Here is a 17,666-nt window from a genome sequence, read left to right as displayed (position 1 = left end):
GGTACGGCGGGGTGTCATCCACATGGCTTACACCACCACATTGACCAGCCGCCCCGGCACCACGATCACTTTCTTGGGGGCAGCGCCGTTGGCCAGCTTGACAACCATCTCGTGCTGGATGGCGGCCTGCTCGATCGTGGCCTTGTCGGCCCCGGCACTGACCACGATGGCGCCACGCAACTTGCCGTTGACCTGCAGCATCAACTCGATTTCGTCCTTGACCAGGGCATCCGGATCAACCTGCGGCCAAGGTGCATCAAGCAAATCACCCAGCACACCGGCGTAGCCCAGTTGTGACCACAAGGCGTGGGTAATGTGGGGGGTGGCCGGGTACAGGCAGCGCAGCAAAATGCCAAAACCTTCGATCAGCGCCACCGCCGCACCGGCACTGTCCAGGGCCTTGAAGTCTTCCAGCGCATTGATCATTTTCATGGCGCCGGAGACCACGGTGTTGTACTGCATACGCTGGTAGTCGTAGTCCACTTGCTTGAGCACGCTGTGGATCTCCAGCCGCAGGGCTTTGGCCTCTTTGCCAAACTCTATGTCTTTTAGACCTGTAGCCCGCATAGCAATTGCACTTGCAGCTTCCAAATCCATAGCAGTCAGCTTGACACCAAAATTCCACACCCGCCGCAGGAAACGGTAGCTGCCCTCCACCGCCGCGTCGTTCCACTCCAGCGTGGCCTCGGGCGGGGCGGTGAACATGGTGTACAGGCGTGCGGTGTCGGCACCGTATTTTTCGATCAGGTCCTGCGGGTCGACACCGTTGTTTTTGGACTTGGACATGGTGCCCACGCCTTCGTAGTCGATGGGCGTGCCCACCGGCAGATCACCCACGGCCTTGATCAGGCGCGCGCCAGTCACCTTGCCCGCGTCGTCCAACACGTGCTCCACATCGCTGGGCCAGAAGTAGTCTTTGCCGCCCTTGTCGGTGCGGCGGCTGTAGATGTGGTTCAGCACCATGCCTTGCGTCAGCAGCTTGGTGAAGGGCTCATCCACCTTGACGAGACCGAGGTCACGCATCACCTTGGTCCAGAAGCGGGCGTACAACAGGTGCAGGATGGCGTGTTCGATGCCGCCGATGTACTGGTCCATCGGCATCCAGTAGTCCGCACCCTCGGCCACCATCTTCTCTGAGTTGGTCGGATCGCAGTAGCGCATGAAGTACCAGGATGAATCCACGAAGGTGTCCATGGTGTCGGTTTCGCGCCGGGCTGGCTTGCCACAGACCGGGCAGGTGACACCGGCGTGGAAGCCTTCGTGTTTGTGCAGCGGGTTGCCAGAACCGTCGGGGATGCAGTCTTGCGGCAGCACCACCGGCAGGTCTTTCTCGGGCACCGGCACTGCACCGTGCTCGTCACAATGGATGATCGGGATCGGGGTGCCCCAGTAGCGCTGGCGGCTCACGCCCCAGTCGCGCAGGCGCCAGGTGACTTTTTTCTCGCCCAGGCCCTTGGCGGCCAGCAGTTCGGCCACCTTGTTGACCGCGGCTTTTTGGTCCAGGCCGTCGAGCACACCGGAATTGATGCTGACACCGTTTTGCTTGTCTGCATACCAGTCTTGCCAGGCCTGGTCATCAAAGGTCTGCCCCTTGACGGCCACCACGGGCAGGATCGGGAGCTGGTATTTCAGGGCAAAGGCAAAGTCGCGCTCGTCATGCGCGGGCACACCCATCACCGCGCCGTCGCCATAACTCATCAGCACGTAATTGCCGACCCAGACTTCGACCTGCTTGCCGGTCAGCGGATGCGTGACGAACAAGCCGGTGGGCATGCCGACTTTTTCTTTCAAAGCCAGTTCGGCCTCGGTGGTGCCGCCCTTTTTGCATTCTTCAATGAAGGCCGCCAGCACCGGATTGCTGGTGGCGGCGTGCACAGCCAGCGGGTGTTCAGCGGCCACCGCACAGAAGGTCACGCCCATGATGGTGTCGGCGCGGGTGGTGAAGACGTACATCTTGCCGTCACCGATCAGCGCACCGTCGGCCGCCTTGATGTCGTGGGTGAAGGCGAAGCGCACGCCCTCAGACTTGCCAATCCAGTTCTCCTGCATCAGCTTGACGCGCTCAGGCCAGCCGGGCATGTTGTCGCCAGTGACGTTGGCCAGCAGCTCGTCGGCGTACTGGGTGATGGCCAGGTAGTAGCCTGGAATCTCACGCTTCTCAACCACCGCACCCGTGCGCCAGCCTTTGCCGTCGATCACCTGCTCGTTGGCCAGCACGGTCATGTCCACCGGGTCCCAGTTGACCACCTGGGTCTTGCGGTAGGCAATGCCTTTTTCCAGCATCTTCAGGAACAGCCACTGGTTCCACTTGTAGTACTCGGGCGTGCAGGTGGCGACTTCGCGGCTCCAGTCGATGGCCAGGCCCATGGCCTGCATCTGGCCCTTCATGTAGGCAATGTTCTCAAACGTCCACTTAGCCGGTGGCACGCCGTTTTTCAGCGCTGCGTTCTCAGCAGGCAGGCCAAAGGCATCCCAACCCATGGGCATGAGCACGTTGTAGCCCTGCATGCGCAGCTGGCGCGTCAGCATGTCGTTGATGGTGTAGTTGCGCACATGGCCCATGTGCAGCTTGCCGCTGGGGTAGGGCAGCATGGAGCAGGCGTAGAACTTCTTCTTCGGCTTGCCTTGTTTGTCGGTCGCGTTTTCAGTGACGCGGTAAGCATCCAGGGCGCGCCAATGGGTTTGGGCTGCGGGTTCGACGTCGAGGTGGTTGTATTTGTCTTGCATAACGGTCAATGTGGGTGGCCCGCAGGCCTCCATGCCATGGTGAGATGAGTAAGAAGTCCGCCAATCAAGCGCACCAGACGATGCGCAGCGTGTAATGGCTGATTTTAGGGTTTGCGCGCGGGGACATCCGCAACGAACCCGATACGGCTCAGCCCAACCTGTTGCGCCACGCCCATGACCTCAACTATGCGGCCATAGGACACCCCCCGGTCTGCACGCAGCTGCACCTCGGTCTCGGGGTTGACCTGCTGCACCGCAGCCAATTGCCGCGCCAGTTCATCCAGCGTGACGGGCTGGTCTTTGACGAAGGTACGTCCCGCCGCATCCACCACCACCGTGATCGACTTGGGCAGGTTGCCCGGCTTCGCGGCACCGGTTTTGGGCAATTCCAGCTTGATGGAACTGGCCAACAACGGTGCCGTGATGATGAAAATGACCACCAGCACCAGCATCACATCAATGAGCGGGGTCATGTTGATGTCGCTCATGGGCTGAGAGCCCGTGGTGCGGTCAAGCCGGCCAAAAGACATGGGACAGCACCTGCCTTACACCTGGGCGGTCGCGTTGCCCATCAACTCACGCAGATCGCGGGCAAAACCTTCAAGATCGGCCTCGATACGCGCCACCGCACGACCCAGCACGTTGTAGGCCAGCACGGCCGGAATCGCCACGGCCAGACCGGCAGCGGTCATGATGAGCGACTCTCCCACCGGGCCGGAAATTTTGTCAATGGTGACCTGACCAGCGCTGGCGATCCCGATCAGGGCGTGGTAAATCCCCCAAACAGTACCCAACAGCCCGACAAACGGCGCCGTGGCCCCCACCGTGGCCAGCAGCACCTGCCCGTGCTGCAGCTTGGCCAGTGCCGCGTGCAGGGCATTGCGCAGCACACGGGTCAACTGTTGCGGCCGACCACCGGCTCCAGCCAGGGTGGCGCTGGCCTCGATGTTGGTCGCCATGACCATCGGCAAGACCAGGGCTTCACGATCAAAGGCCTGGATCTTTTGCGCCGCGTCATCCACATTGGTCGACTGCCAGAACGCGGCGATACAGCGTGCCACGTCGCGGCTGGCCCGGTGCAGCAACCAAGATTTCCACAGAATCACCACCCAACTGCCTACCGACATGGCCAACAACAACAAGGCCACCCCTCGCGCCAGGGCGTCTCCTTGCCAGAAAAACTGGGCCAGATTCATTTCAACTTGAGCACGTCAGCCATGTCAAACAAGCCGCTCTTGCGTCCCTGCAAGAACCGCACCGCGCGCAGGCTGCCCTGGGCATAACTCACCCGGCTGGAGGATTTGTGGCTGATCTCGATCCGCTCACCTGTACCGGCGAACAGCACGGTATGGTCACCCACGATATCACCGCCCCGGATGGTGGCAAAACCGATGCTTGATGGTTCACGTTCACCGGTCACACCTTCGCGGGCGTAAACGGCGCAGTCCTTGAGGTTGCGCCCCAAGGCTCCGGCAATCACCTCACCCATCTTGAGGGCAGTGCCCGAAGGGGCATCCACCTTGTGGCGGTGATGGGCTTCGATGATCTCGATGTCATAACCGGTGGACAGCGCCTTGGCCGCCATCTCAAGCAGCTTGAGTGTCACGTTCACCCCCACACTCATGTTGGGTGCCATGACAATGGCAATATCTTTCGCAATGGCCGCAATCTCGGCCTTCTGGTCGTCACTGAAGCCGGTGGTCCCAATGACCACATTCACACCAAGTTCACGGCAGACCTGGAGGTGGGCCAAGGTGCCTTCGGGGCGGGTGAAATCAATCAGGGCATCCGCATGGGCCAACCCCTGATGCAGGTCGGCGGTGATCGACACCCCGCTGCTGCGGCCCAAAAATGCCGCCGGGTCAGATCCCAGTGCCGGGCTGCCGGCCACGTCCAGCGCGCCACTGAGCTGGCAATCATCGACCTGGCTCACGGCTTCGACCAGCATATGCCCCATGCGCCCGCTGGCGCCAGCAATACAGATATGGTGGATGGTTAAATCGGCCATGTCACCCACCTTAACGCGTCGCCGCTTCAAGCGGTGGATAGCTGGCAGGTACAGAGGGTGCCGGCTTGTTCTCGACCGCCTGCGGCGGTTTGGCAGTCGCCTTGAGGGCTTCTTCCGACATTTCCAGCACCGGCACAACACCGGCTTTGCGACCAGAGTCCAGCGAAGCCACAAATTCGGCTTCGGTGGGCAGTTCATCCGCCTCGACCCGGGCCAGCACCTCGTCCTTGAAGAACACCGTGACCCGGCGCGCCTGCGGCTCGACCCCTTGGCGTTTGAAGGTGAAAACGTAGTCCCAACGGTCGGCGTGGAACACGCTCGCCAGCAACGGTGTGCCGAGGATATTTTTCACTTGTCCACGGCTCATGCCCGGCTTGAGGGCCTCAGCCTGCTCGCGCGAGACAAAATTGCCTTGCACAATATCGATCTTGTAAGGCGTGACAATGCTGGCCAACCGGTTGCTGGCACTGTCCACGGTGCCACAGGCAGACAGCGCTGCCAAAGTGGCGCCCAACATACTCAACCAGACACAACGAACAATCGAATCAAACATGGAACAGGCCGGCAACGATATGATCTTGGCATTGTACTGGTACCCGTTCCCTCGGCAAAACGGGGCAACAGCCTCCAGACCGGCAACCGGAAACCCTGCATGACCAAGATTGATGAACTCAAAAGTACCGGCCTCAAGGCAACCTTGCCGCGGCTGAAAATCCTGGAGATCTTCCAGAAAGGTCACCAGCGGCACATGACCGCCGAGGACGTGTTCCGAGTGCTGCTGGAGGAACGCTCCGATGTGGGTCTGGCCACGGTGTACCGCGTGCTGGCTCAATTTGAGCAGGCTGACATTCTGGCTCGCAGCCATTTTGAAAGCGGCAAAGCGGTTTACGAACTCAACGAAGGTCAGCACCATGACCATCTGGTGTGCCTGGACTGCGGCCGGGTGGAAGAGTTTTACGACGCGCAGATCGAACAACGCCAGCAGGCGGTGGCCAAGGACAAGGGATTCAACATTGCCGACCATGCCCTGAGTCTGTACGCGCACTGCACGCGCGAGCACTGCGCTCACCGCCCCGGTTAACCGGCCTCGCTCATCGCCTTGCGGTGGCGCTCGACAAATTCCTTGTAGGTGTCCACACCCCGAATTTGCAAAATGGTGTTGCGTACGGCGGCCTCCACCAGCACCGCAATATTGCGGCCCGCCACCACCTGGATCACCACCTTGCGCACCGGTACGTCCAGCACGTCCTGGGTCAGCGGCTCGTAGGGAATGCGTTCGTAATCGCGCTCCATGGTTTCGCGCCGCACCAGGTGCACGATCAACTGCAGGCGTTTTTTGCGCCGGACAGCCGTTTCACCAAAAATGCAGCGAATATCCAGCAGACCAATCCCTCTGACCTCCAGCAGATTCAGCAGCAATTCGGGGCACCGGCCTTCAATCGTGTCCTGGTTGATGCGATAAAGGTCGACCGCATCGTCGGCCACCAGACCATTGCCACGCGAAATCAGTTCCAGGCCCAGCTCACTTTTGCCCAGCCCGGATTCACCCGTGATCATGACACCCAGGCCCAGAATGTCCATGAACACACCGTGCATGGTGCAGCGATCGGCAAAGTGTTTGGACAAATAGGCGCGCAACACGTCGATCACAAAAGCCGACGAGCCCGTGGTGGCAAACATGGGAATCTGCGCTCGCTCACACATGGACAGCAGCGCCTCTGGTGCCACCTGCCCGTCTGCCAGCACAAGCACTGGCGGCTCCAGCGTCACGATGCGGGCAATCCGTCGGGAGCAGTCTTCAGCAGTGGCATTGGTCAGGTAAGCCACTTCGCGCTCGCCCAGAATCTGGACACGGTAGGGGTGAATGTAGTTAAGGTAGCCCACCAGATCAGCGCCGGAACGGGCGGCACGGACCGCCAGCTCATCAAAACGCCGCTCGGAGGCACCCAGGCCAGCCACCCACTCCCAGCGCAGGGAGCCCCGAAACGCTTCAAACAAAACGTCGGCGCTGATAACGGTAGGTTTCACAGCGACAAAGGCAGGAGCAAAAGCGGGTTAATTCAGCTGAACCGACTGCCAGCCGGTGATCAGTGCGTGTAATTCAGCAGCACTGGCGCTGGTGGCGAGTTTTTCCCGTAAATCGGTATCACTGAGCATTTCTGCGATCTCGGAGAGGATTTCCAGGTGTTTTTGCGTCGCGGCTTCGGGCACCAGCAGAAATATCATCAGTCTGACAGGTTGCTCGTCTGGCGCCTCAAACCCGATGGGATTGGCCAACTGGAACACCGCGGCCATGGGCGACTTCAGGCCTTTGATACGCCCATGCGGTATGGCCACACCATGCCCCAGCCCGGTCGACCCCAGACGTTCACGCGAAAACAGGCTGTCCGTGACCAGTGCACGACTCAGGCCATGCAGATTTTCAAACAACAGGCCAGCTTCTTCAAAAGCTCTTTTTTTGCTGGACGCATCCACTTTGACAAGCACATGCGCAGCGGTAAGGATAGACGCGAGTCGGTTCATAATTTGCCTGGAATTATGCACCCGGGGAAAATCGGGCACAAAAAAAGGCCGCACGCACCAGCGGGCGGCCTGGCAGAGTTTAAGTCACATCAAGCGTTTGGGTGCATCGTGGTGGTGAGATTGCAGGCGGTCCTTGTGGCGAACCACCTGGCGATCCAGTTTGTCCACCAATTCATCCACCGCAGCGTACAAATCAGAGTGTGCACTCTCGGCAAACAACTCGATTCCCTTGATATGGATATTGCACTCTGCTTTTTGTCGGCGTTCCTTCTCCTTTTGATTTTCCAGCGTCAGCAAAACTTTGACATCCACAACCTGATCGAAATGGCGTTTGATCCGGTCCATCTTGCTGGTCACATAAGTCCGCAAGGCCGGAGTCACTTCCAGGTGGTGACCGCTGATTGTCAAATTCATATTGAGCCTCCTAAAGCACTTGGTTGAAAGGGTCGCCAGCACCACGCCAGCAACCGGGAAAATCTGTTTCAAGACCTTGATGCCACTATGCCCGGGCCATCACTTTAATGCAATGACTTTCTATGCTGCGCTGCAGCAGCATCAGGATTTGCGGTCGTACAGCGGGCTGACTGGCGCAGCCGGTGCGATAATCCAGAGGTTTTAATCAACGGATACATCACCTTGGAAAACTACCCCAGTCGGTAGCTTTCAGCCCCAAAAACGCATCCGGGGTTGAAAGCCGACCCATCGCTTTTTGCCGCCCGATGCCTTATTTATTTTGGGAGTGAGCTCATGCTCAACATCTTCACGCTTGCCAATGGACGTCTGTTCCAGGAAGAAATCGAATCGCTGGAGGAGCTCTCGCGATTCCAACCCATCTGGGTTGACCTGGAGTCCCCCTCCCCCGAAGAAAAACGCTGGATCAAGCAGTATTTTGGTTTGTCCATCCCGGAAGACGCGATGGACGAGGACATTGAGGAATCTGCGCGTTTTTACAAGGAAGACAACGGCGAACTGCATATCCGCAGTGACTTTCTGGTCGCCGACGATGAGGAGCCGCATACGGTGCGGGTCGCCTTCATCCTGAACCTGGTCAATGACGAACTCCGAAGCAAAGGGGTGCTGTTTTCGATTCACGACGAGGACGTGCCGGTGTTTCGGCTGCTGCGCATGCGGGCACGCCGTGCGCCGGGTTTGATCGAAGACGCCAAGGAAGTGCTGCTCAAGCTGTTTGACGCAGACGCCGAATACTCGGCCGACACGCTGGAAGAAATTTACGACGAACTGGAAAAAGCCAGCCAGAAGGTGCTGTCCGGTGATGTGACGGACGCCCTGGCCGGTGAGGTGCTGGGCGCCATCGCCCGCCATGAGGACATGAACGGGCGCATCCGCCGCAATGCCATGGATACCCGCCGTGCGGTCAGCTTCATGATGCGCAGCAAGATGCTCAATGGCGAGCAGTTTGAAGAGGCGCGCCAGATCCTGCGCGACATTGACTCACTGGACTCCCACACCGCGTTTCTGTTTGACAAGATCAACTTCTTGATGGATGCCACCGTTGGTTTCATCAACATCAACCAGAACAAGATCATCAAGATTTTTTCCGTGGCGAGTGTGGCACTGCTACCGCCCACGCTGATCGCCAGCATCTACGGCATGAACTTCCAGTACATGCCGGAGTTGGCCCAGACCTGGGGCTACCCTTATGCGTTGGTGCTGATGGTGGCAAGCGCCCTGGTGCCGATGTGGTACTTCAGGAAACGCGGCTGGTTGAAGTAAAAACAGCCTCTAGCCCGCAAGGAAAATGCACTAATTGCTATATTTATTATAGCAATTTCATCAACTCCCGCACAATGGCCAAGGCATACGGGCTGGCCACTTGCTGCACAAACGCGGAAAAGTCCACATGCGCCTGGTCATCGGCCCGGTCCGAAATGGTCCGCATGGCGGCAAACGGTACACCGTAGTCCAGACACACCTGAGCCACGGCGGCGCCTTCCATTTCCACCGCCAGCGGGATGTGCCCGGCGCCATGCAGCCCCTGGCGCAGCGTGGCCGCCTCCTCGGCACTGGAGACAAAACGATCCCCGCTGGCCACCAGTCCACGATGGACACGTGGCTCAGCAATCAGACGCTCACGGTGGAAATGATCTCCGGCAACGGCCAAGCCGGCGTTGGCGGCCTGTTGCAACAACGCGGTCAAAGACGGGTCGCAAGGCAGGCGGCTGCGGCCGTAGAGAGGAATTTCGTACCGTGCAAACAGCGGTGACGAGTCCATGTCATGCTGGACAAAGTCCTCGGCCACCACCACATCACCAACCCGCACGCCTTCACCAAGGCCACCGGCAACGCCAGTGAACACCACCCGCCCGACGCCAAACGCTTCAATCAGGGTCGTGGCGGTGCTGGCTGCCGCCACCTTGCCAATACGCGACAGGACCAGTACCACGTCCTGATCACCCCACTGCCCGCGCCAGAATGTCCGCCCGGCACGCTGTTCCTTGTGCGCATGCTGCAACTGGTCAAGCAAGCCTTTTTGCTCATCCAGCAGGGCGCTGACAATGGCGGTTGTCGTCAAACCGGGCTCCCCTTATTTGTCACGCAACTCCCGGCGCAGGATTTTCCCGACGGGTGTCTTGGGCAGCTCGGTGCGGAATTCGACCAGCTTGGGCTGCTTGTAGCCTGTCAGATTCTCGCGGCAGAAGGCGCGCACCTGCTCTTCGGTCAGATCCGGGTCCTTGCGGACGATCACCAGCTTGACCGCCTCGCCCGTTTTGGCATCCGGCACACCCACACAGGCGCATTCCATGACACCAGCCATCTGGGACACCACGTCTTCAAGTTCGGTCGGGAAGACGTTGAACCCACTGACCAGGATCATGTCTTTCTTGCGGTCCACAATCCTGAAATAGCCCTTGTCATCCATGACACCGATGTCACCTGATTTGAAATACCCGTCCGCCGTCATGACCTTGGCGGTTTCGTCCGGGCGCTGCCAATAACCAGCCATCACCTGCGGGCCCTTGATGGCGATCTCGCCGGGCTCGCCAAGGGCGACTTCATTCCCGTCGTCATCCAGCAATTTGAGCCAGGTGCTCGGTACCGGCATGCCGATGGAGCCTGAATACTCGGTCACGGTGACCGGGTTGGAGGTGGCAATGGGAGAGGTCTCGCTCAGCCCATAACCTTCGCAGATCGGACAGCCAGTCTTGTCATACCAGAGCTTGGCCACGGCGCTCTGAACCGCCGTGCCGCCACCCGCCGACACCACCAGGCTCTTCCAGTTCACCTTGGTGAAATCCGGGTGGTTGGCCAGCCCGTTGAACAGGGTGTTGACCGCCGGAAACACGTGAATCTTGTGTTTGGCCAACTCCGCCAGCACCCCGGGGAAGTCACGTGGGTTGGCAATCAGGATCAGCTTGCCGCCCAGACGCAGAGACAACATCATGCCCACGGTGAAGGCAAAGATATGGTAGAGCGGCAGGGCACACACTTCGTTCATCTGCTCGCCAGCAGGAATCTTGACCAGCGCGGGCTGAAAGCAGGCATCCGCCTGCAGCACATTGGCCACCAGATTTCGTTGCAGCAGCACCGCACCTTTGGAGACCCCGGTGGTGCCGCCGGTGTATTGCAATACCGCCACATCGTCAGGTTTGATGGTGACCTTCTTCAGGGTACCGCTGCTGGCCTTGGCAATGGCAGCGTTGAAACGCACGGCACCCGGCAAGTTGTAGCTGGGCACCATTTTCTTGACGTTGCGCACCACGTAATTGACCAGTGAGCCCTTGAGCAAGCCCAACTGGTCTCCCATGGCACACAACACCACATGCTTGACGGGGGTTGCGGCGATGCATTTGTCCAGCGTGGCGGCAAAGTTCTCCAGAATCACAATGGCCTTGGCACCCGAGTCCTTGAGCTGATGCTCCAGCTCACGGGCGGTGTAGAGCGGATTCACATTCACCAGGACAAAACCGGCCCGCAGGATACCGGCAACAACCACCGGATACTGCATGACATTGGGCATCATGACCGCCACCCGGTCCCCCCGGGCCAGGCCCAGGCCTTGCAGATACACACCAAAGGTCTGGCTCAGCTGATCAACCTGGCGGTAGCTCATTTCCTTGCCCATGAAACTATAGGCACTGCGGCTGGCAAATTTCTGAAAACTTTCTTCCATCAGGTCAACCGCCGAAGCATAGCGATTAACGTCAATATCAGCAGGAACACCTGGTGGATAACTTTTGAGCCAGATGCGGTCGGTCATAGTGAGGTCTCCAAGTTTTAAATCAGAAGGGGATTCTCACCCGCTTGTCAGGTTTTGTAAGCTATGTTTTCCCTAATGAAACAAGCCCCCATCCGGGGGCCGAGGAACCAGGCCCGTGACGGCCATCAGGCCTTCAATGCAGCGAGCACTTCATCGAGCATTTTCTTGGCATCACCAAACAGCATGCGGTTGTTTTCCTTGTAGAACAGCGGGTTGTCCACCCCGGCATAACCCGAAGCCATGCTGCGCTTCATGACGATAGAGGTTTTGGCCTTCCAGACTTCCAGCACCGGCATACCGGCAATCGGGCTGCTCGGGTCGTCCTGGGCACTGGGGTTGACGATGTCGTTGGCGCCAATCACCATCGTGACATCGGTGCCCGGGAAGTCATCGTTGAGTTCGTCCATCTCAAACACGATGTCATAAGGCACTTTGGCTTCAGCCAGCAGCACGTTCATGTGGCCCGGCATGCGCCCGGCCACCGGGTGAATACCAAAGCGCACGTTGACACCTTTTTCACGCAGGTGCTTGGTGATTTCATACACCGTATGCTGGGCCTGGGCCACGGCCATGCCGTAACCAGGTACGATGATCACCGACTTGGCTTCACGTAGCAGTTCGGCGGTTTCCGCGGCCGTCACCGAGGTCACTTCACCGGCCGGCTGCATGGCAGCGGCCGCCGGACCGGCACTGGTGGTACCAAAACCGCCAGCAATCACGCTGATGAAACTGCGGTTCATGGCATTACACATGATGTACGACAGAATCGCACCGCTGGAACCCACCAGCGCACCCACCACAATCAGCAGGTCATTGGACAGCATGAAACCGGTGGCGGCGGCAGCCCAGCCCGAATAACTGTTGAGCATGGACACCACCACCGGCATATCGGCACCACCAATGGCCATCACCATGTGCACCCCGAACAGCAGGGCAATCACGGTCATGATGACAATCGGTGCAAGGCCTTCTTGCACCGTGTGGGCCTGCATGAAGACACCCCCAAAATAAATCACCACCAGCAAGCCCGCCAGATTGAGCCAGTGCCGTCCGGGCAGCAGCATCGGATTGCCGCCAATGCGCCCCGACAATTTGCCAAATGCAATGACCGAGCCCGAAAGCGTCACCGCACCAATGAAGATACCGATGTAGATTTCGAGCTCGTGGATCGTTTTGGCGGCGCCCTCGAAACCCGCCGTTGCCGTGGGGTCCACAAAGGTGGAAAAGCCCACCAACACGGCAGCCAGACCCACCATGCTGTGCATGAAAGCCACCAACTCGGGCATCTGGGTCATCTGCACATTGCGCGCCGCATACAGGCCAATGCTGCCCCCGATGAGCATGGCGCCAATGATCCAAGGGATGCCCCCGGCGGTGACCTGCGGCCCGAACACGGTGGCCAGCACGGCAATGGCCATGCCGACCATGCCGTACAGGTTGCCCCGGCGGGCGGTTTCCTGGTTGGACAATCCTCCCAGGCTCAAGATGAAAAGAATGGTTGCGCCAATATAGGCAACCGTGGCCAGACTTGAAGACATGCGTCGCTCCCTTTTACTTGCGGAACATGGCCAGCATGCGCTGGGTCACGGCGAAACCGCCAAACATATTGATGGCGGTGAGCACAATCCCCGCCGCAGCCACCCAGGTGATCAGGCTGTTGGGCCGATCCAGCGCATTGGCCAACGGCGAAATTTGCACCAGCGCACCAATCGCAATGATGCTGCTGATGGCGTTGGTCACACTCATCAGCGGCGTGTGCAGGGCAGGCTTGACGTTCCAGACCACCATGTAGCCGACAAAACAGGCCAGCACAAACACCGTGAAGTGCGACATGAATTCCTTCGGCGCAGTGGCGCCGATGATCCAGAACAACACGGCCGCCACCCCGAACAGAATGGCCAGCTTGCTGCCTGCCATCGGTGGACTGGCCTCGCCGTGGCCCTTTTTGGCCGCAGGCGCCGCCGCCGGTTTGGCCGCCGCGGCAGGAGGCGCAGCCGCCGGTTTCGGGGCCGGTGGTGGCCAGGTGATGTTGCCTCCCTTGGTAACGGTCAGGCCACGGATGGCATCGTCTTCCATGTTGACGTTGATGACACCGTCCTTGGTCTTGCACAGCTCCTCCGTCAATCGCAGCAGGTTGGTGGCGTACAGCGTCGACGACTGCCGGGACAGGCGCGAGACCAGGTCGGTGTAGCCAATGATGGTGACGCCGTGCTTGACCACGGCCTGGCCCGGCTCGGTCAGCTCGCAGTTGCCGCCCTGCTCGGCCGCCATGTCGACGATCACGCTACCCGGCTTCATCGACTGCACCATCTCGGCGGTGATGAGCCTGGGCGCGGGCTTGCCCGGAATCAGGGCGGTGGTGATGATGATGTCGACTTCCCGGGCCTGTTTGGCATACATCTCGCGCTGCGCCTGCTGGAAACCTTCGCTCATGACCTTGGCGTAACCGCCGCCGCCCGAGCCTTCTTCCTCGTAGTCAACCTTGACAAACTCGCCGCCCAGGGACACAACCTGGTCGGCCACCTCGGCCCGGGTGTCATTGGCGCGCACGACGGCGCCCAGCCCGGCTGCGGTGCCGATGGCCGCCAGGCCGGCCACGCCGGCGCCAGCGATGAAGACCTTGGCCGGCGGCACCTTGCCCGCCGCCGTGATCTGGCCGTTGAAGAAGCGGCCGAAGGCGTTGGCCGCCTCGATGACGGCGCGGTAACCGGCAACGCCGGCTTGGGAGGTCAACGCGTCCATCTTCTGGGCGCGGCTGAGCGTGCGCGGCAGCGCGTCAATGGCCAGCACCGTCATCTTCCTGGCCGCCAGCTGCTGCATCAGCTCCGGGTTCTGGGCCGGCCAGATGAAGCCGATCAACGCCGTGCCCTCGCGCATCAGCGCCACTTCGTCCGGGCTGGGCGCGCGGACCTTGAACACGATGTCCGAGGCCGCCCACAACGCGGCCGCGCCGTTGACCACCTCTGCCCCCGCTGCGCGGTAGGCATCGTCGCTGAAGTTGGCGGCATCACCCGCACCGGACTCAACCGTGACCTGGAAACCCAGCTTGATAAGTTTTTCCACCACATCGGGCACCGTGGCGACACGCTTTTCGCCCGGGAAAACCTCGCGTGGCACCCCAATGCGTTGCGCCGCCGGCGCAGCCTCAGGAGAACTTGAACCAACGGACTGGCCCGGCAGGCCCTCTGCAACTTGCATAAAGCGACTCCTTGATGGTGATGACTAGCGAAGTTCAAACAGGTGCTTGAATGCTCACGCAAGCTTACATCAGTTTTACGCACGACAGCCCCCTTGCGACCCGCCTCCTTGACGAAAGTCAAACCGCTATTCACGGCAGTGACTACCTGGCTTGCGGCCATCCCGGATAATCCGGTCATGACTGAACGATGGAAACCCAGTGCCACCGTGGCCGCGATCATTGAAAACCAGGGCAGGTACCTGCTGGTGGAAGAGCACACGCCCGAGGGGCTGCGCCTGAACAACCCGGCCGGCCACCTGGACCCGGGTGAGAGCCTGGTCCAGGGCTGCGCCCGTGAAGCCCTGGAAGAAACCATGCACCTGTTCACACCAACCGCGCTGGTGGGGGTGTACATGTCGCGCTTCGAACGCGCCGCCACCAGCAGCCGGCCAGCGCAGGATGTGACCTACCTGCGTTTTGCTTTTGCCGGCACTCTGGGCGCCTTGCAGGCCGGACGCCAGCTCGACACCGGCATTGTGCGCACGCTGTGGCTGACACCCGACGAGATCCGCGCCAGCGCGCCCCGCCACCGCAGCCCGCTGGTGCTGCGCGGGCTGGAAGACCATCTGGCCGGCCAGCGTTTTCCGCTGGACCTGATCCACACCGACGCCAGTGTGTTCGTCCCTGCACCCCTGTTGCCGGCACCATGAGTTCCGCAGCGCACCGTCAGCGGGTGGTGGTGGGGTTGAGTGGCGGCGTGGACTCCGCCGTGACCGCCTGGCTGCTCAAACAACAAGGGCACGAGGTGCTGGGCATCTTCATGAAAAATTGGGAAGATGACGACGACAGCGAGTATTGCTCGTCCAATGAGGACTTTGTCGACGCCGCCGCAGTTGCCGACGTAATTGGCATCGAGATCGAACACGTCAACTTTGCCGCCGACTACAAGGACCGGGTGTTTGCCGAGTTCCTGCGCGAATACAGCAGCGGCCGCACCCCCAACCCCGACATCCTGTGCAACGCCGAGATCAAGTTCAAGGCCTTTCTGGATCACGCCATGCGCCTGGGCGCCGACAAGATCGCCACCGGGCATTACGCCCGGGTGCGCCTGAATGCCGGGACCGGCCGCCACGAGCTGCTCAAGGGCCTGGACCCGGCCAAGGACCAAAGCTACTTTTTGCACCGGCTCAATCAGGCTCAACTCGCCAACACCTTGTTTCCGGTCGGGGAACTGCACAAGACTGAAGTGCGCCGCATTGCGCTGGAGATCGGCCTGCCCAACGCCAAGAAAAAGGACTCCACCGGCATCTGTTTCATCGGCGAGCGGCCATTTCGCGACTTTCTGAACCGCTACATCGCCCGCGAACCTGGCCCGATCAAGAACGACAAGGGCCAGACCATTGGTGAACATGTGGGCCTGAGCTTTTACACCCTGGGCCAGCGCCAGGGCCTGGGCATTGGCGGCCTCAAGGCCAAAGGGGCGCAACGCGGCAGCGGCAACCACGCCCCCTGGTTTGTCGCCCGCAAGGATTTGTCAAATAACACCCTGTGGGTGGTGCAGGGCCATGATCACCCGTGGCTGCAATCCACCCGCCTGAGCGCCGACCAAGCCAGCTGGGTGGCGGGCACCGCACCAGAACCGCAGGCCCTGGCGGCCAAGACCCGTTACCGGCAAGCCGACGCCGCCTGCCGCCTGACGCAGGTGGCGGGTGACGGTTTCACATTGGATTTTGACCAGGCCCAGTGGGCCGTTACCCCCGGTCAATCCGCCGTGTTGTACGACGGCGAGGTCTGCCTGGGTGGCGGTGTGATTGCCAGCCATAGTTGAACTTGCTATCACTTAGATAGCTGTAACTGCTTATTCCATCCGGGCTATGGCCCGTTTTTTGCATCAAAACATGCTGGAAAACCGAGTATAGGCAGCCAAGCCACTGGCGCTCAGCAGCGGGTTGGGTGCGCTGGCCAATTGCTGGAAGGACGTCAGCGCAGCCTGTTGCTCGGATTGGCGCGCCTTCAAACTGGTGGACTGGCTGCTGAGCGCCTTCAGGGCGCTGCCCACGTTGCCCGTATCGGCCAGCTCACGGGTGGCCATCGCCTGGCCTTGCTGGCCCAGTTTGGCAACCGTGGCGCGTAGTTCGGTGCCGTTGGCCTTGATGGCCGCCTGGAACTTGGTCGCATCCAGCGCCAGACTGCCATCCGCCTGCTGGGTGATGCCGATGCCCTTCAGGCTGCTGCTCAAGCTGCTGTCCGTGCCAAGCACCCGGCGCAAATCGGTTTCTGCACGGCGTGCGCCGGTGAGCTCCGGCGATGAAGTGGCCTGGGCCTGATTGGCTTTGGCGGTTTGCAAGGCACTATTGAAGGCTTTGACGAAGTCGGCGGCGGCTTTGCTGATATCGTCATCCGTGGCGCCGGTTTTGGGGCTGCTCAAAGCCTTGGCGGCGCCCTGCACATCGGCAAACGCCGATTTGAGCTTGCCGAATGACGACAGCTGGGCGCTGGTGACATCCAGCTGCTGCTGCACCCGCTGGCCGGCCTGCGCAAACGCTTTGCTGATCGGGTCGGTCGCGGTCACCGTGTTGGCCTGCTTGCCCAACATGGTGCTGGCCCTCAGGGCGTTGGTCATATCCGAGATGTTCATACACGTACCCTGCAGCTTTCTTGGGGGGATGTCAGGGCACTGTAGCACTTGGCACATGTTTCGGCTAGGGGCCAGGACTGCTGCATCAGCTGATCCGTATGGCGGCGCCGTTATGGAGCATGTCGACGCTTGTGGTTATGCTGGTGCCGAACCCGCAGGCACAAAATCACTTGCTTGGAGGCACCCACATGGCCAAACGCGCTTACCCCCTGTCCAAGGTCTACGGCATTCTGGAGCCGGGGCCGGTGCTGCTGATGACGACCGCACACCAAGGCCAAGTCAACGTCATGCCGCTGTCATGGCACACCATGATGGAGTTCGAGCCACCGCTGGTGGGCTGCGTTGTCAGCGGCAACGACTTCAGCTTCAAGGC

The 17,666-nt window shown here is 60.4% G+C and carries 18 protein-coding genes; 5 read left to right on the top strand and 13 right to left on the bottom strand.

Annotated features, from left to right (window positions below):
* Positions 1–27 precede the first annotated feature (27 nt).
* The 5 genes from leuS to PHW99_RS05600 form a co-directional block, all read right to left on the bottom strand.
* Entirely contained in the window at positions 28–2,727 is a 2,700-nt protein-coding gene (gene leuS, locus PHW99_RS05620; protein WP_300174610.1) for a leucine--tRNA ligase, read from the bottom strand.
* A 104-nt stretch (positions 2,728–2,831) separates the two neighbouring features.
* Positions 2,832–3,257, bottom strand: coding sequence for a biopolymer transporter ExbD (locus PHW99_RS05615; protein WP_300174608.1), 426 nt, complete (start codon positions 3,255–3,257; stop codon positions 2,832–2,834).
* A 15-nt stretch (positions 3,258–3,272) separates the two neighbouring features.
* Positions 3,273–3,923: a MotA/TolQ/ExbB proton channel family protein gene (locus PHW99_RS05610; protein ID WP_300174606.1), complete on the bottom strand. Its 651-nt coding sequence runs from the start codon at positions 3,921–3,923 to the stop codon at positions 3,273–3,275.
* A complete protein-coding gene (gene dapB / locus PHW99_RS05605; protein ID WP_300174604.1) occupies positions 3,920–4,735 on the bottom strand; it encodes a 4-hydroxy-tetrahydrodipicolinate reductase in 816 nt (271 codons plus the stop codon). The genes PHW99_RS05610 and dapB overlap by 4 nt, the downstream gene beginning before the upstream one ends.
* A 10-nt stretch (positions 4,736–4,745) precedes the next feature.
* Complete coding sequence (locus tag PHW99_RS05600) at positions 4,746–5,288, bottom strand: outer membrane protein assembly factor BamE (RefSeq protein WP_300174602.1); 543 nt, start codon at positions 5,286–5,288, stop codon at positions 4,746–4,748.
* Positions 5,289–5,387: 99 nt separating this feature from the next.
* Here PHW99_RS05600 and fur point away from each other — a divergent pair, with 99 nt between their 5' ends.
* The gene (gene fur, locus PHW99_RS05595) at positions 5,388–5,816 is read left to right on the top strand and encodes a ferric iron uptake transcriptional regulator (protein WP_300174600.1); all 429 of its coding nucleotides are present in this window, start codon (positions 5,388–5,390) and stop codon (positions 5,814–5,816) included.
* On the opposite strand, the gene hprK is transcribed toward fur, so the two are convergent.
* The 3 genes from hprK to raiA form a co-directional block, all read right to left on the bottom strand.
* Entirely contained in the window at positions 5,813–6,763 is a 951-nt protein-coding gene (gene hprK, locus PHW99_RS05590; RefSeq protein ID WP_300174598.1) for an HPr(Ser) kinase/phosphatase, read from the bottom strand. The genes fur and hprK overlap by 4 nt on opposite strands.
* Positions 6,764–6,790: 27 nt before the next feature.
* Positions 6,791–7,258, bottom strand: coding sequence for a PTS IIA-like nitrogen regulatory protein PtsN (gene ptsN, locus PHW99_RS05585; protein ID WP_300174596.1), 468 nt, complete (start codon positions 7,256–7,258; stop codon positions 6,791–6,793).
* A gap of 84 nt (positions 7,259–7,342) precedes the next feature.
* On the bottom strand, positions 7,343–7,672 hold the full coding sequence (raiA, locus tag PHW99_RS05580; RefSeq protein WP_300174665.1) for a ribosome-associated translation inhibitor RaiA: 330 nt from the start codon (positions 7,670–7,672) through the stop codon (positions 7,343–7,345).
* 333 nt (positions 7,673–8,005) lie between these two features.
* Here raiA and corA point away from each other — a divergent pair, with 333 nt between their 5' ends.
* Positions 8,006–8,992 carry a magnesium/cobalt transporter CorA gene (corA, locus tag PHW99_RS05575; protein ID WP_300174594.1) on the top strand — a complete coding sequence of 329 codons (987 nt, stop codon included), beginning with the start codon at positions 8,006–8,008 and terminating at the stop codon, positions 8,990–8,992.
* Positions 8,993–9,038: 46 nt separating this feature from the next.
* Here the strand turns inward: corA and PHW99_RS05570 are convergent, their stop codons facing one another.
* From PHW99_RS05570 to PHW99_RS05555, 4 genes are all read right to left on the bottom strand, one after another.
* Positions 9,039–9,791, bottom strand: coding sequence for a 5'-methylthioadenosine/adenosylhomocysteine nucleosidase (locus PHW99_RS05570; protein ID WP_300174592.1), 753 nt, complete (start codon positions 9,789–9,791; stop codon positions 9,039–9,041).
* A gap of 12 nt (positions 9,792–9,803) precedes the next feature.
* On the bottom strand, positions 9,804–11,477 hold the full coding sequence (locus PHW99_RS05565) for a long-chain-fatty-acid--CoA ligase (protein WP_300174591.1): 1,674 nt from the start codon (positions 11,475–11,477) through the stop codon (positions 9,804–9,806).
* A 125-nt stretch (positions 11,478–11,602) separates the two neighbouring features.
* Positions 11,603–13,015 (bottom strand): Re/Si-specific NAD(P)(+) transhydrogenase subunit beta, encoded by a 1,413-nt coding sequence (gene pntB, locus PHW99_RS05560; RefSeq protein ID WP_300174590.1) that lies wholly within the window; start codon positions 13,013–13,015, stop codon positions 11,603–11,605.
* Between the two features lie 13 nt (positions 13,016–13,028).
* Positions 13,029–14,675, bottom strand: coding sequence for a Re/Si-specific NAD(P)(+) transhydrogenase subunit alpha (locus PHW99_RS05555; RefSeq protein WP_300174589.1), 1,647 nt, complete (start codon positions 14,673–14,675; stop codon positions 13,029–13,031).
* Positions 14,676–14,852: 177 nt separating this feature from the next.
* Here PHW99_RS05555 and PHW99_RS05550 point away from each other — a divergent pair, with 177 nt between their 5' ends.
* Positions 14,853–15,365 carry an NUDIX hydrolase gene (locus PHW99_RS05550; RefSeq protein WP_300174587.1) on the top strand — a complete coding sequence of 171 codons (513 nt, stop codon included), beginning with the start codon at positions 14,853–14,855 and terminating at the stop codon, positions 15,363–15,365.
* A complete protein-coding gene (gene mnmA, locus PHW99_RS05545; protein ID WP_300174585.1) occupies positions 15,362–16,483 on the top strand; it encodes a tRNA 2-thiouridine(34) synthase MnmA in 1,122 nt (373 codons plus the stop codon). The genes PHW99_RS05550 and mnmA overlap by 4 nt, the downstream gene beginning before the upstream one ends.
* A gap of 63 nt (positions 16,484–16,546) precedes the next feature.
* Here mnmA and fliD read toward each other — a convergent pair whose 3' ends face one another.
* Positions 16,547–17,293, bottom strand: coding sequence for a flagellar filament capping protein FliD (gene fliD / locus PHW99_RS05540; protein ID WP_300174583.1), 747 nt, complete (start codon positions 17,291–17,293; stop codon positions 16,547–16,549).
* 188 nt (positions 17,294–17,481) lie between these two features.
* On the opposite strand from fliD, the gene PHW99_RS05535 reads away from it, so the two are divergent.
* Positions 17,482–17,666: flavin reductase (locus tag PHW99_RS05535; RefSeq protein ID WP_300174581.1), on the top strand; the 185-nt coding region annotated here is incomplete at its 3' end.

It is taken from the genome of Rhodoferax sp., assembly GCF_028689305.1.
Lineage (GTDB): Bacteria > Pseudomonadota > Gammaproteobacteria > Burkholderiales > Burkholderiaceae_C > Rhodoferax.
Note: the sequence above shows the minus strand (reverse complement) of the source record. Positions and strands in the feature narration are given on the sequence as shown.

Excerpts from the sequence above, each read along its gene's own strand:
- dapB (WP_300174604.1), bottom strand. The coding sequence starts at position 4,735 with ATGGCCGATTTAACCATCCACCATATCTGTATTGCTGGCGCCAGCGGG.
- raiA (WP_300174665.1), bottom strand. The coding sequence starts at position 7,672 with ATGAATTTGACAATCAGCGGTCACCACCTGGAAGTGACTCCGGCCTTG.
- mnmA (WP_300174585.1), top strand. The coding sequence starts at position 15,362 with ATGAGTTCCGCAGCGCACCGTCAGCGGGTGGTGGTGGGGTTGAGTGGC.
- PHW99_RS05565 (WP_300174591.1), bottom strand. The coding sequence starts at position 11,477 with ATGACCGACCGCATCTGGCTCAAAAGTTATCCACCAGGTGTTCCTGCT.
- fur (WP_300174600.1), top strand. The coding sequence starts at position 5,388 with ATGACCAAGATTGATGAACTCAAAAGTACCGGCCTCAAGGCAACCTTG.
- PHW99_RS05550 (WP_300174587.1), top strand. The coding sequence starts at position 14,853 with ATGACTGAACGATGGAAACCCAGTGCCACCGTGGCCGCGATCATTGAA.
- PHW99_RS05555 (WP_300174589.1), bottom strand. The coding sequence starts at position 14,675 with ATGCAAGTTGCAGAGGGCCTGCCGGGCCAGTCCGTTGGTTCAAGTTCT.
- fliD (WP_300174583.1), bottom strand. The coding sequence starts at position 17,293 with ATGAACATCTCGGATATGACCAACGCCCTGAGGGCCAGCACCATGTTG.
- pntB (WP_300174590.1), bottom strand. The coding sequence starts at position 13,015 with ATGTCTTCAAGTCTGGCCACGGTTGCCTATATTGGCGCAACCATTCTT.
- corA (WP_300174594.1), top strand. The coding sequence starts at position 8,006 with ATGCTCAACATCTTCACGCTTGCCAATGGACGTCTGTTCCAGGAAGAA.
- PHW99_RS05615 (WP_300174608.1), bottom strand. The coding sequence starts at position 3,257 with ATGTCTTTTGGCCGGCTTGACCGCACCACGGGCTCTCAGCCCATGAGC.
- ptsN (WP_300174596.1), bottom strand. The coding sequence starts at position 7,258 with ATGAACCGACTCGCGTCTATCCTTACCGCTGCGCATGTGCTTGTCAAA.
- PHW99_RS05610 (WP_300174606.1), bottom strand. The coding sequence starts at position 3,923 with ATGAATCTGGCCCAGTTTTTCTGGCAAGGAGACGCCCTGGCGCGAGGG.
- PHW99_RS05600 (WP_300174602.1), bottom strand. The coding sequence starts at position 5,288 with ATGTTTGATTCGATTGTTCGTTGTGTCTGGTTGAGTATGTTGGGCGCC.
- leuS (WP_300174610.1), bottom strand. The coding sequence starts at position 2,727 with ATGCAAGACAAATACAACCACCTCGACGTCGAACCCGCAGCCCAAACC.